Consider the following 12,766-nt stretch of genomic DNA (forward strand, 5'->3'; position numbering starts at 1 on the left):
CGACCAGGCACGAGGTCAATCAATAAATTGGCATTGACAATGTGCACGCTGTTGAGTTCTCAAGGACCAGACGCACTCCCCGCTCGACCCACAAAAGGATTCCGCCAGAGAGGCATTCGTCTTGTACAACACCCGGGCTCACGACCAGAAGGTCATGGATCCGAGGGCTGGTTGCCTGAGCGGGACCCCGTCCGGACTGCATCTCCAGGTGTTCAACCCGGTGATCGTCTCGGCCGTTCCGTTCTCCGCCTCAGCGGCAACGAGTGATTACTTTACGCAGAGGTGAACGGCAGCGCCAAGCCGGGCCACATCCCGGGCGTGTCGGTCATCCCGCCCGGGACGACGGCTCCCCCGACAACGACGGACGGCCCGCTCCCCACCTGGGGAACGGGCCGTCCGAGAGCGTTGTCAGTGCCGAGCGATGACCGGGTTCTTGAGCGTGCCGATGCCGGAGATGGTGACCTCGACGATCTCACCGTCGCGGATCTGGCCGACGCCGGCCGGGGTGCCGGTCAGGATCACGTCGCCGGGCAGGAGGGTCCAGATCGAGGACACGAACTCGACGAGCGAGGGGATGTCGTGCACCATCTCGTTCGTCGACGCCGCCTGTCGCAGGTCACCGTCGACGCGGGTCTCGAGGCGGATGTCCGACGGGTCGATCTCGGTCTCGATCACCGGGCCGAGCGGGCAGAACGTGTCGAAGCCCTTCGATCGGGTCCACTGCCCGTCCCGCGCCTGCAGGTCACGGGCCGTCACGTCGTTGGCGATCGTGTAGCCGAGGATGACGCTCGCGAAGTCCTCGCGCCGGACGTTCTTGGCGAGCGACCCGATCACGATCGCGAGCTCGCCCTCGTGGTCGACGCGGCCGATGTCCGCCGGCAGTCGGATGGGTTCGTCCGGACCGATCACCGAGGTGTTCGGCTTGAGGAACACCACCGGGTCGTCACCGGCACGTTCGTCCATCTCGGAGGCGTGCTCCGAGTAGTTGAGCCCGACGCCGATCACCTTCGACCGCGGGATGACGGGGGCGAGGAGCTTGGCGTCGGCGAGTGCGACGCGCTCCCCCGTGGTCTCGAACCCCTGGTACATCGGGTCCCCGGCGAGCACCACCAGGTGCCGCTCGTCGAGGATTCCGTACCGGGGGTCTTCACCCTTGCTGCTGAACCGTGCGATCTTCACCGTTCGACCCTACCCACGCCTGCCGGTCGATCAGGACGCGTCGGTCAGCTTGGTCATCCACCCGTGCGGGTCGGGACGACGGCCGTACTGGATGTCGGTGAGCTCGTCGCGCAGGGACATCGTGAGTTCCCCGGCCCCCACGGTCGGCGAACCGATCGTGAAGCCCTCGCCCCGAAGTTCGGCGATCGGGGTCACCACGGCGGCGGTACCGCACGCGAAGGCCTCGGTGATGGAGCCGTCGGCGACGCCGTCACGCCACTCGTCGAGCGTCACCCGGCGCTTCTCGACCGTCAGGCCGCGGTCCTCGGCCAGCTGCAGGATCGAGTCACGCGTGATCCCCTCGAGGATGGACTCGGAGTCGGGCGTCACGAGGGTGCCGTCGGAATTGACCAGGACGACGTTCATGCCGCCGAGTTCTTCGAGGTACTTGCCCTCCACCGAGTCGAGGAACATGACCTGCTGGCAGCCGTGCTCGTAGGCCTCTTGCTGGGGCAGCAGCGACGAAGCGTAGTTGCCGCCGGTCTTCGCGGCGCCGGTCCCGCCCTTGCCGGCTCGGGCGTACTGCGTCGACAGCCAGATCGACACCGGCTTCGGGCCCGAGGTGAAGTACGCCCCGGCCGGGCTCGCGATGCAGTGGTACGCCACGGCCTGGGCGGCGCGGACCCCGAGGAACGACTCCGTCGCGATCATGAACGGCCGCAGGTACAGGCTCGTCTCAGGCGCCGAGGGTACCCAGTCGACGTCGGTCTGCACGAGCTGCCGGATCGACTCGACGAACGCCTCGACCGGGAGCTCCGGGAGCGCCAGGCGTCGGGCGGACCGCTGGAAGCGCTTCGCGTTGGCGTCCGGCCGGAACGACCAGACCGAGCCGTCTGCGTGCCGGTATGCCTTGAGCCCCTCGAAGATCTCCTGGGCGTAGTGCAGGACACTCGCGCTCGGGTCGAGGGACAGCGGGCCGTACGGGTGGATCGACGCGCTGTGCCAGCCGTCGTCCAGTGTCCACTCGACCGTGGCCATGTGGTCGGTGAAGTGCTTGCCGAAGCCCGGGTCGGCGAGGATCTGCTCCCGCTCCGCGGCTGCGCGGCGGTCGGCGGACGGGGTGCTGGCGAACTCGAGTCCGAAGGCGGTGTCGGTGCTCATGGGGAGGACTCCTTCTCAGGCGGTGGTGGTGCGTGCCGTGACCGCGGCGGCGATCGCGTCGCCGATCTCGGCCGTGCGACGCGGCGTGGTGCCCCGGTCTGCGAGGTCGGACTCCACCGCAGCCGTCACCGCCGCCGCCAGGTCACCGCGACCGAGGTGGTCGAGCAACAGGGCGACGGAGCGGATCGCGGCAGTGGGGTCGGCCTGCTGCTGGCCTGCGATGTCCGGTGCGGAACCGTGGACCGGCTCGAACATGCTGGGGAAGGTGCCGTCCGGGTTGATGTTGCCCGAGGCCGCCAGACCGATGCCGCCGCTGATCGCGCCGGCCAGGTCGGTGATGATGTCGCCGAACAGGTTGTCGGTGACGATGACGTCGAACCGTGCGGGGTCACGGACCATGTGGATGGTGACCGCGTCCACGTGCTGGTAGTCGACGGTGACGTCCGGGTACTCGGCGCCGACAGCCGCGACGGTGCGCTGCCAGAGGGCTCCGGCGTGCACCAGGACGTTGCTCTTGTGGACGAGGGTCAGGTGCCGACGCGGGCGTCGGTCCGCCAACGCGAAGGCGTACCGCACGACCCGCTCGACACCGAAGGCGGTGTTCAACGAGACCTCGGTCGCGATCTCGTGCGGGGTACCGGTCCGGATCGCACCGCCGTTGCCGACGTACGGCCCTTCGGTGCCTTCGCGCACGACCACGAAGTCGACCTCGCCGGGGTCGGCGAGCGGCGTCGGGACGGCCGGGTGCACCGTCGTCGGGCGCAGGTTCACGTAGTGGTCGAACGCGAAGCGGAGCTTGAGGAGGAGCCCCCGCTCGATGATGCCGCCGGCGAGCCGCGGGTCACGCGGGTCGCCGCCGACCGCACCGAGCAGGATCGCGTCGTGCTGCGCGATAGCCGCCATGTCGTCGTCGGTCAGGATGTCCCCGGTCTCCAGGTACCGTGCGGCACCGAGGGAGAACGGGGTCTCCTGCACCACGAGGTCGTCCGGCAGGACCGCGTGCAGGACCTTCAGCGCCTCGGCGACGACCTCGGGGCCGATGCCGTCGCCACGGATGACCGCGAGTCGGATCGTCTGCGCAGTGCTCATGTCCGCCACTCCCCTAGAGCGTGATGTCGATCTCGCGGAGCGAGGAGGCGTCGATCGCCGAGCGGACGTGCTCGAGGATCTCGGCAGGGACGGGTGAGTCGACCGTCAGCACGCTCAGCGCCTGGCCGCCCGCGGCTTCGCGCGAGATCTGCATCGCGGCGATGTTGATGCCGGCCTGGCCGAACTCCTTGCCGTAGACCGCGACGATGCCCGGTCGGTCGGTGTACTCCATCACGACGTGGTGCCGGTCGAGCGGCACCTCGACGTCGTGCCCGTTGATCTCGACGAGCTTCTCGACCTGCTTCGGGCCGGTGAGCGTGCCGGACACGCTGATCGCCGGGCCGTCCGACTGCGCGCCGCGGATGGTGAGCACGTTGCGGTACTCGGGGCTGTCGGTCTCGGTGATCAGACGGACGGTGACCCCGCGCTGCTCCGCGATGAGCGGGGCGTTGACGTAGGAGACCTGGTCGCTCACGACGTCGGTGAAGACACCCTTGAGTGCCGCGAGCTTCAGCACGCTGACGTCGTACTCGGCCAGCTCGCCGTGCACCTCGACGTCGATGCTGGTGACCGGCGAGGTCGCGAGCGCGGTGAAGACCTGGCCGAGCTTCTCGACGAGCGGGATGCCGGGGCGCACGTACGGGTCGATGACCCCGCCGGCGACGTTCACGGCGTCGGGGACGAGCTCGCCGCCGAGGGCGAGACGGACCGACTTGGCGACCGAGACGCCCGCCTTTTCTTGCGCTTCGTCGGTGGAGGCGCCGAGGTGCGGCGTCACGACGACGTTCGGCAGCGCCAGGAGCGGCGAGTCCTTCGGGGGCTCAGCGACGAAGACGTCGAGACCGGCACCGGCGATGGTGTTCGACGTGAGGGCCCGGTGCAGGGCGTCCTCGTCGATCAGGCCGCCGCGGGCCACGTTCACGACGAACGCGGTCGGCTTCATGAGCGCGAACTGGGCGTCCGAGATCATGCCCAGCGTCTCCGGCGTCCGCGGCATGTGGATCGTGGTGAAGTCCGCCCGACGCAGCAGGTCGTCGAGGGAGACGAGCTCGACCCCGAGCTGCTGCGCACGTGCCGTGGTGACGTAGGGGTCGTACGCGATGACCGTCACGCCGAAGGCCTGCAGCCGCTGGGTGATGAGCGCGCCGATGCGGCCGAGGCCGATGATGCCGACGGTCTTCTCGTAGAGCTCGACACCGGTGTACGACGAGCGCTTCCACGCACCGGCGGCCAGCGAGGCGTGAGCGGCCGGGATGTGCCGCGCGAGCGACAGGATGTGTCCGACCGTGAGCTCCGCCGCCGAGATGATGTTCGAGGTCGGTGCGTTCACGACCATCACGCCGGCGGTCGTCGCCGCCTTGATGTCGACGTTGTCGAGGCCGACGCCGGCACGGGCGACGACCTTGAGGACCGGTGCCGCGGCGATCGCCTCGGCGTCGATCTTGGTGGCGGACCGCACGAGGACGGCATGCGCGTCGGACAGCGCCGCCAGGAGCGCCGGACGGTCGGTGCCGTCCACGTTCCGGATCTCGAAGTCGGGCCCGAGGGCGTCGACCGTTGCGGGCGAGAGTTCTTCGGCGATCAGGACGACCGGCTTCGACACAGCAGCTGTTTCCTCACTCGAGACGGTTGGTATCCCACCATGCTATCGACGCGGGCCGGTGGTGACGACCGCGGGAGCGGTCCTGTGGAGAACCACACGACGGCCAGGGCCCACGCCGCCGGTTCCGGAGCGCCGCGCCAGCGGCGGTCCGGCCGTGCCGGTGGGGAGAGGCGCGGGGCGGTGCCGCACCGCGCCTCCTGGCCGTCGGCGGGTCGCGTCAGAAGTCCAGCAGCGTCGGGACGAACAGCTGGAGGTCGAGCCAGAGGGCGCCGGCGCCCGCGAAGGCGACCACGAACACCGCGATCGTGACGGGCAGGCTCGAACGCCGGGTGATGAGGATCGCCGCGACGAAGGCGACCGGCGCGATGAGGATGTCGAGCACGAGCCACAGCCACGGGGTGCTGGTCTGCAGCGAGTCGCCACCGGAGGTCGTCTGGAGGAACGCGTTGAAGGCGTCCACCCGCTGGTTGATCTGCGTCAGGTTGCCGACGGCCTGCACCGTCATGTACGCGAACAGCGCCGCGAACACGACCCAGACCACGAGCTTCGCGACGACGGGGGCGGTGGCCCGACGGGTCGTCGGGACGGCCCCGGTCACCCGAAGCTCCGGGTCAGGAGGAAGGGCCAGGGGAAGAGCACGACGGCACCGAGGAGCATCCAGAGCAGGCGGGTCCGCGTGCGGCTGCTGCGCGCCGCCCAGAGCACCACCGTGAACCAGAGTGCCGGCGCGAGGATCGCGAGGAAGCGGAGCACCTCGACGAAGAGCGTCAGGACCGTGTCGACGCCGGAGACGTACGCGGTCGACGCGGTGAGGAGCCAGGCCACCGTGTAGAGCAGGTAGAGGCCACCGAAGATGCCGAACCCGACGAGTGCACCGGAGGTCTCGGGGGCCTCGGGGTCGCGCGCTCCGCGGTCGCGGACCGCCACCGGGTTGTGCGCCGCGTCGACGTGCGTGGCGTCGTCGGCGTCACCCCAGCTGAGGGCGGCGTCGTCGGTGTCGACGGCGTTCGGCACGTCCGGGTCGATCGACCCGTCTGGTGGGGATGCTGCCGTGGTCATGCCCCGATTCTACGAGGGACGCGACGTCGGGCGGACCAGCAGGTGTCGGCGAGTGGCGCGGCGGCGGCGTCGGTCAGACGTCGGCAGGCTGCGTCGCGAGCACCTCGGCGACCACGTCACGGACTGCCGGGAAGAGCGGGTGGCTCTCCATCAGGCCCGTGAGGATCTCGGTCAGCGCGTGCGCGGTCGCCCCGGAACGCAGGAGCGCGTGCAGCTCGATCGACTCCGGGTCGTTCTCGTCGTCGAAGGCGAGTGCCGCACGGACGGCCCCGAGCAGGTGCTCGACGGGCAGGCCGCGCTCGGCGAGCTGCGATGCGGGGCCGACGAAGCGTTCACGACGGCCGAGCTTGCGGAGCGGATTGCGTCCGACTCGCGCCGTGGAGTCCGGCAGGTGCGGGTTCGCGATGCGGGACAGGTTCGCGGCGACGTAGCGCGCGTGGTCCTCGGGGTCGAAGCCGTGCTTCGCGATGAGTAGCGCGGTGGTCTCGGCGAGCACGCCGTCGACCTCGGCGCGGACGGCGTCGTCCTCCAGGGCTTCACGGATGAGCCGGATGCCCCGCACGTACCCGTGGTAGGCGGCCGTGGCGTGGGCGGTGTTCACCGTGTAGAGCTTGCGCTCGACGAACGGCTGCAGGTCGTCGACCCAGGTGACGCCCTCGATCGTCGGCGGTTCGGCGTCGGAACCCAGGAACGGGGTGCGCTCGATGACCCACTCGTAGAACGGTTCGAGCACGACGTCGAGGCCACCCGACTGGCCGAGGACGCCGGACTGGTCGGGCACGATGCGGTCGATGGCGCAGTTCGCGAAGACGGCGGCGATGTCGCGGTCTTCGAGGATCGGAGCGCGGCGGATGCTGGCGTGCAGGGAGTCGGTCGCGTTGAACGCGTTCTCGCACGCGACGATCGTGACGTCGCCGTGCTCGAGCGGTCGTGTCGCGAGCCCTTCGGCGATGAGCGGCGCGACGAGCGGGAGCGTGCGGGCCCCCACTGCGGTGGTCACGACGTCGGCCTCGGCGATGGCCCGGACCACGCGCTCGCGGTCGGTCTTGCTGTTCAGGGCACGGAACCCGTAGACGAGGTGCTCGACCGGCATCTCGCCGACCTCGTGCACCACGAAGCGTCCGGCTTCGTTGAGGGCCGAGACCACGCGTTCGTCGACGTCGACGAAGGTGAGCTCGTAGCCGCTCGCCACGAGGAACTGGCCCACGAACCCGCGCCCGATCTTGCCGGCGCCGATGTGGACCGCTCGCTTCGTCACCGCCATCCGACGATCATCCCATGCTGGTCGGGGCGGTCCTGACCGCCGGAGCGCAGCACGGCCGACGAGTGTCGGGAATCGGCCGCGGGGAGCGCGGAGGCATGCCGGTCCGCGGCGTGGGGGCTGGAGAAGAGCTGCTGCATAACGTTCGGGTCACATCGCGAGGCGGCGGTGCAGGGTGCACCGCCGCCTCGTCGTCGAGTGTTCTCGGAAGACTACCGCGCGGCCGAGCCGTCGACGTAGTCACCGTCGTTCTGCTTCCACGCGAAGAGCGCGCGGAGCTCACGGCCGGTGGCCTCGATGGGGTGCCCCTCGCCCTTGGCGCGGAGTGCCTTGAACTCGGGGGCGCCGGCGTCCTGGTCGTCGATGAAGCGCTTCGCGAAGGCACCGTTCTGGATGTCCGCGAGCACCGCCTTCATGTTCTCCTTGACGTCCGGCGAGATCACGCGGGGGCCGGAGACGTAGTCACCGAACTCGGCGGTGTCGGAGATCGACCAACGCTGCTTGGTGAGGCCGCCCTCCCAGATGAGGTCGACGATGAGCTTGAGCTCGTGCAGGACCTCGAAGTAGGCGATCTGCGGCTGGTAGCCCGCCTCGACCAGGGTCTCGAAGCCGTACTGGATGAGCTGCGAGGTACCACCGCAGAGGACGGCCTGCTCACCGAACAGGTCGGTCTCGGTCTCCTCGGTGAAGGTCGTCTTGATGCCGCCGGAGCGGAGCCCGCCGATGGCCTTGGAGTACGACCACGCGAGGTCCCAGGCGGAACCGGACGCGTCGACCTCGACGGCGACGATGACGGGGACGCCACGGCCGGCCTCGTACTCGCGGCGGACGGTGTGGCCGGGGCCCTTCGGCGCGACGAGCGACACGTCGACGCCTTCGGGGGCCTCGATGTAGCCGAAGCGGATGTTGAAGCCGTGGCCGAAGACGAGCGTCGCGCCCGGCTTGAGGTTCGGGCGGATGTCCTCGGCGTAGACGATGCGCTGGACCTGGTCCGGCGCGAGGATGACGACGACGTCGGCCCAGGCCGTGGCGTCGGCCGGCGTGTGGACCTCGAAGCCCGCCTCTTCGGCCTTCTGCCGGCTCTTCGAGCCCTCCTTGAGGCCGATCTTCACCTCGACGCCCGAGTCACGGAGGTTGAGTGCGTGGGCGTGGCCCTGCGAGCCGTAGCCGATGACCGCGACCTTCTTGCCCTGGATGAGCGTCAGGTCGGCGTCAGCGTCGTACACGATGTCAGTCACGAGGGTGTGTCTCCTTGGTTCTGTGGGAGTGCCGGGCACCGTCGGCGCCCGGGAAGGGTGTGACGGGCGCTCAGCGCACCCGATCGGTGATGCTCTTCGGTCCGCGGCCCATGCCGAGGAGACCCGCACGGGCGAGCTCCTTGACGCCGTAGGGCTCGAGCACGCGGAGGATCGCCTGGATCTTGCCGGGGTCGCCGGTCACCTCGACGATCAGGGAGTCGGTCGCCACGTCGACGACCTGGGCACGGAACAGGTTCACTGCTTCGAGCACCGCCGAACGCGTCTGGTTGTCGACGCGCACCTTCACGAGCATGTGCTCGCGCTGGACCGACTGCGAGAAGTCCAGTTCGACGATCTTGATGACGTTCACCAGCTTGTTGAGCTGCTTCGTCACCTGTTCCAGCGGCAGGTCCTCGACGTCGACGACGACCGTGATCCGGCTGAGGCCGTCCACCTCGGTGTTGCCGACGGCGAGCGACTCGATGTTGAACCCGCGTCGGGCGAACAGTCCGGCGACACGGGTCAGCAGACCGGGCTTGTCCTCGACGAGGAGGGAGAGGACGTGGCTCATGCGGTTTCTCCCGTCATGTCGGCGTCTTCGTCGTCCCAGGTGGGCGCGAGTGCCTGGGCGTACTCGATGGACGAGTTGCTGACGCCCTGCGGGACCATCGGCCAGACCATGGAGTCACGGCTCACGACGAAGTCGATGACCACCGGACGGTCGTTGGTGGCGAGGGCGAGCTCGATCGCGGCGTCGACCTCGTCGGCCTTCTCGACGCGGATGCCGAGGGCACCGTACGCGTCGGCCAGCTTCACGAAGTCCGGCACACGGCGCGAGGCGTGCCCCGTCTCGAGGTCGGTGAACGAGTGCCGGCCGTCGTAGAACAGCGTCTGCCACTGCCGGACCATGCCGAGCGACGAGTTGTTGATGATCGCGACCTTGATCGGGATGTCGTTGATGACGCAGGTCGCGAGTTCCTGGTTCGTCATCTGGAAGCAGCCGTCGCCGTCGATCGCCCAGACCACGCGGTCGGGCTGGGCGACCTTCGCCCCCATCGCCGCGGGGACCGAGTAGCCCATGGTGCCGGCACCGCCGGAGTTGAGCCAGGCGTTGGGCCGCTCGTACTTGATGAACTGCGCGGACCACATCTGGTGCTGCCCGACACCGGAGGCGTACACGGCCTCGGGGCCGGAGAGCTCCCCGATGCGCTTGATGATGCCCTGCGGGGCGAGCAGCCCGTCGGTCGGCTCGGCGTACCCGAGCGGGAAGTCGGTCTTGAGCTGGTGGAGCTTCGCCCACCACTCCTCCGTCGAGGCGCGGTCCTCGACCGCGATGCCACCCCAGGCGTCGAGCAGGTCGACCAGGACCTCGCGGGCATCGCCGACGATCGGGACGTCGGCGAAGCGGATCTTCGAGATCTCGGCGGGGTCGATGTCGACGTGCACGACCTTGGCGTCCGGCGCGAACTCGTCGGCCTTGCCGGTGACACGGTCGTCGAAGCGGGCACCGAGGGCGACGATCAGGTCGCTGTCCTGCAGGCCGAGCACCGCCGGCACCGTGCCGTGCATGCCGGGCATGCCGAGGTGCTGCGGGTGCGAGTCCGGGAACGCGCCGCGCGCCATCAGCGTCGTGACGACCGGCGCACCGGTCGCCTCCGCGAAGCGGAGGAGTTCGGCGGTCGCACCGGAGCGGATGACGCCGCCGCCGACGTAGAGCACCGGACGCTGCGCCTCGGACAGCAGCTGGGCGGCCGCGGTGATCTGCTTGCCGTGCGCCTTGGTGACCGGGCGGTAGCCGGGCAGGTCGAGCTTGGGCGGCCACACGTAGGGCGCGGACTTCTGCTGCGCGTCCTTGGTGATGTCCACCAGCACCGGGCCGGGGCGACCGGTCGTCGCGATGAGGTGCGCCGCGGCGAGGGTCGCCGGCACGTCGGCCGGGTCGGTCACCAGGAACGAGTGCTTCGTGATCGGCATCGTGATGCCGACGATGTCCGCTTCCTGGAAGGCGTCGGTGCCCATCAGCGTCGAGAACACCTGGCCGGTGATCGCGATGAACGGCACCGAGTCCATGTAGGCGTCGGCGATGGCGGTGACGAGGTTCGTCGCGCCGGGACCCGACGTGGCGATGGCGACGCCGACCTTGCCGGACGACGAGGCGTAGCCCTCGGCGGCGTGGCCGGCGCCCTGCTCGTGACGGACGAGGATGTGCCGGATCGTGGTGGACGCCATCAGCTCGTCGTAGAACGGGATGATGGCTCCGCCGGGCAGGCCGAAGACGTCGGTGATCCCGAGGTGCTCGAGCGTCCGGAGGACGGCTCCCGAGCCGGTCAGGATCTCCGGCGACCGGCGTGCACCGGCGGCCGCGGACAACGGAGTTGCTTCCGTGGGCATGAGTGGTCCTTGCCTGAGTGGTGGCGGTGGTGCGGGTGTCGGACGCTAGCCCGTGACCGCGCCCTGGGCAGCGGACTTGACGAGCTTGGCGTACTTCGCGAGGACTCCGCGGGTGTAGCGCGGGGGCAGCGGGGCCCAGCCATCACGGCGGGCCTCCAGCTCGGCCGGGTCGACCAGTAGGTCGAGCGAACGAGCCGCGATGTCGACACGGATGCGGTCGCCATCACGAACGAAAGCGACTGGACCTGCGTCCACTGCTTCCGGTGCGATGTGGCCGATGCAGAGGCCGGTTGTGCCGCCTGAGAATCGACCGTCGGTCAAGAGTAGTACATCCTTGCCGAGGCCGGCGCCCTTGATGGCCGCCGTGATGGCGAGCATCTCGCGCATGCCCGGGCCGCCCTTGGGGCCCTCGTAGCGGATGACGACGACGTCGCCCTTGTGGATGCCTCCCTCGGTCAGGGCGTCCATCGCCGCGCGCTCACGGTCGAACACACGAGCCGGGCCCTCGAAGACCGAGGCGTCGAAGCCCGCGGTCTTCACCACGGCGCCCTCGGGTGCGAACGAACCCTGCAGGACGGTCAGGCCACCGGTTTCGTGGATCGGGTTGTCGAGGGTGCGGAAGACCTCGCCGTCGAGTGCCGGCGGGTCGATCTCGGCGAGGTTCTCGGCGACGGTCTTGCCCGTCACGGTCATGCAGTCGCCGTGCAGCAGGCCCGCGTCGAGCAGCGCCTTCATGATCACGGGGATGCCGCCGTTGCGGTCGACGTCGACCATGACGTACTTGCCGAAGGGCTTCATGTCGGCCAGGTGCGGGACCTTCGAGCCGATGCGGTTGAAGTCGTCCAGCGACAGCTCGACCTCGGCCTCGTAGGCGATCGCGAGCAGGTGCAGGATGACGTTGGTGGAACCGCCGAGGGCCATCGCGACGGCGATCGCGTTCTCGAAGGCTTCCTTCGTGAGGATCTGGCGTGCGGTGATGCCGTGCTCGAGCATGTTCACCACGGCCTCGCCGGAGCGGTGCGCGTAGTAGTCACGGCGACGGTCCGCGCTCGGCGGAGCAGCCGAACCCGGCAGCGACATGCCGAGGGCCTCGGCGACCGAGGCCATCGTGTTCGCGGTGTACATGCCACCGCAGGCGCCCTCGCCGGGGACGATGGCGCACTCGATCTTCTTGAGCTCTTCCTCGCTCATGGTGCCGGCCTTGCACGCGCCGACGCCCTCGAAGGAGTCGATGATCGTGACTTCCTTCATCGTGCCGTCGGCCTGCTTCACGTAGCCCGGCATGACCGAACCCGCGTACAGGAAGACGCTCGCCAGGTCGAGGCGTGCGGCGGCCATCAGCATGCCGGGCAGCGACTTGTCGCAGCCCGCGAGCAGGACCGTGCCGTCGAGGCGCTCGGCGTTGACGACGGTCTCGACGCTGTCCGCGATGACCTCACGCGAGACGAGGGAGAAGTGCATGCCCTCGTGGCCCATCGAGATGCCGTCGGAGACGGAGATGGTGCCGAACTGCAGCGGGTATCCGCCACCGGAGTGCACGCCCTCCTTCGCACCCTGTGCGAGACGGTCGAGCGACAGGTTGCAGGGCGTGATCTCGTTCCACGAGGACGCGATGCCGATCTGCGGTTTGCTCCAGTCCTCGTCTCCCATACCGACGGCCCGCAGCATGCCACGCGAGGTGGTTGCTTCGATCCCGTCGGTGACGACCCGGCTGCGCGGCTTGACGTCGATATCAGGCATGGGATGAGTCTAGGACGGTTTGGGATACCAGCCGTCCACCCCCGTGCTTTCTCATGCTCGGGGGCC

Annotated in this window: 11 protein-coding genes; all 11 read right to left on the reverse strand. The window is 69.3% G+C overall.

Annotation, left to right across the window (positions count from 1 at the left end; all coding sequences use genetic code 11):
* Nucleotides 1-408: 408 nt before the first annotated feature.
* The 11 genes from ITJ50_RS00005 to ilvD all read right to left on the reverse strand — a co-directional run bounded on the left by ITJ50_RS00005 (nucleotide 409) and on the right by ilvD (nucleotide 12,700).
* The gene (locus tag ITJ50_RS00005; protein WP_017888851.1) at nucleotides 409-1,179 is read right to left on the reverse strand and encodes a fumarylacetoacetate hydrolase family protein; all 771 of its coding nucleotides are present in this window, start codon (nucleotides 1,177-1,179) and stop codon (nucleotides 409-411) included.
* 30 nt (nucleotides 1,180-1,209) lie between these two features.
* Complete coding sequence (locus tag ITJ50_RS00010; protein WP_017888850.1) at nucleotides 1,210-2,319, reverse strand: branched-chain amino acid aminotransferase; 1,110 nt, start codon at nucleotides 2,317-2,319, stop codon at nucleotides 1,210-1,212.
* Nucleotides 2,320-2,334: 15 nt separating this feature from the next.
* Complete coding sequence (locus ITJ50_RS00015; RefSeq protein WP_031260625.1) at nucleotides 2,335-3,408, reverse strand: 3-isopropylmalate dehydrogenase; 1,074 nt, start codon at nucleotides 3,406-3,408, stop codon at nucleotides 2,335-2,337.
* 13 nt (nucleotides 3,409-3,421) lie between these two features.
* Nucleotides 3,422-5,011 (reverse strand): phosphoglycerate dehydrogenase, encoded by a 1,590-nt coding sequence (gene serA / locus ITJ50_RS00020; protein ID WP_056070972.1) that lies wholly within the window; start codon nucleotides 5,009-5,011, stop codon nucleotides 3,422-3,424.
* 217 nt (nucleotides 5,012-5,228) lie between these two features.
* Nucleotides 5,229-5,609, reverse strand: a complete 381-nt coding sequence (locus ITJ50_RS00025; RefSeq protein WP_194589653.1) for a hypothetical protein — start codon at nucleotides 5,607-5,609, stop codon at nucleotides 5,229-5,231.
* On the reverse strand, nucleotides 5,606-6,070 hold the full coding sequence (locus tag ITJ50_RS00030) for a hypothetical protein (protein WP_042538764.1): 465 nt from the start codon (nucleotides 6,068-6,070) through the stop codon (nucleotides 5,606-5,608). The genes ITJ50_RS00025 and ITJ50_RS00030 overlap by 4 nt, the downstream gene beginning before the upstream one ends.
* Nucleotides 6,071-6,143: 73 nt before the next feature.
* On the reverse strand, nucleotides 6,144-7,334 hold the full coding sequence (locus ITJ50_RS00035; protein WP_194589654.1) for a mannitol-1-phosphate 5-dehydrogenase: 1,191 nt from the start codon (nucleotides 7,332-7,334) through the stop codon (nucleotides 6,144-6,146).
* Nucleotides 7,335-7,543: 209 nt separating this feature from the next.
* A complete protein-coding gene (gene ilvC / locus ITJ50_RS00040) occupies nucleotides 7,544-8,569 on the reverse strand; it encodes a ketol-acid reductoisomerase (protein ID WP_017888843.1) in 1,026 nt (341 codons plus the stop codon).
* Nucleotides 8,570-8,639: 70 nt separating this feature from the next.
* Nucleotides 8,640-9,140: an acetolactate synthase small subunit gene (gene ilvN / locus ITJ50_RS00045; protein WP_017888842.1), complete on the reverse strand. Its 501-nt coding sequence runs from the start codon at nucleotides 9,138-9,140 to the stop codon at nucleotides 8,640-8,642.
* Nucleotides 9,137-10,960: an acetolactate synthase large subunit gene (locus ITJ50_RS00050; RefSeq protein ID WP_031260624.1), complete on the reverse strand. Its 1,824-nt coding sequence runs from the start codon at nucleotides 10,958-10,960 to the stop codon at nucleotides 9,137-9,139. Before ITJ50_RS00050 ends, ilvN begins: the two co-directional genes overlap by 4 nt.
* A gap of 45 nt (nucleotides 10,961-11,005) precedes the next feature.
* Nucleotides 11,006-12,700, reverse strand: coding sequence for a dihydroxy-acid dehydratase (gene ilvD / locus ITJ50_RS00055; RefSeq protein ID WP_194589655.1), 1,695 nt, complete (start codon nucleotides 12,698-12,700; stop codon nucleotides 11,006-11,008).
* Between the last annotated feature and the right edge of the window lie 66 nt (nucleotides 12,701-12,766).

The sequence above is a fragment of the Curtobacterium sp. VKM Ac-2889 genome (assembly GCF_015350855.1).
Classification (GTDB): Bacteria; Actinomycetota; Actinomycetes; order Actinomycetales; family Microbacteriaceae; genus Curtobacterium; species Curtobacterium poinsettiae.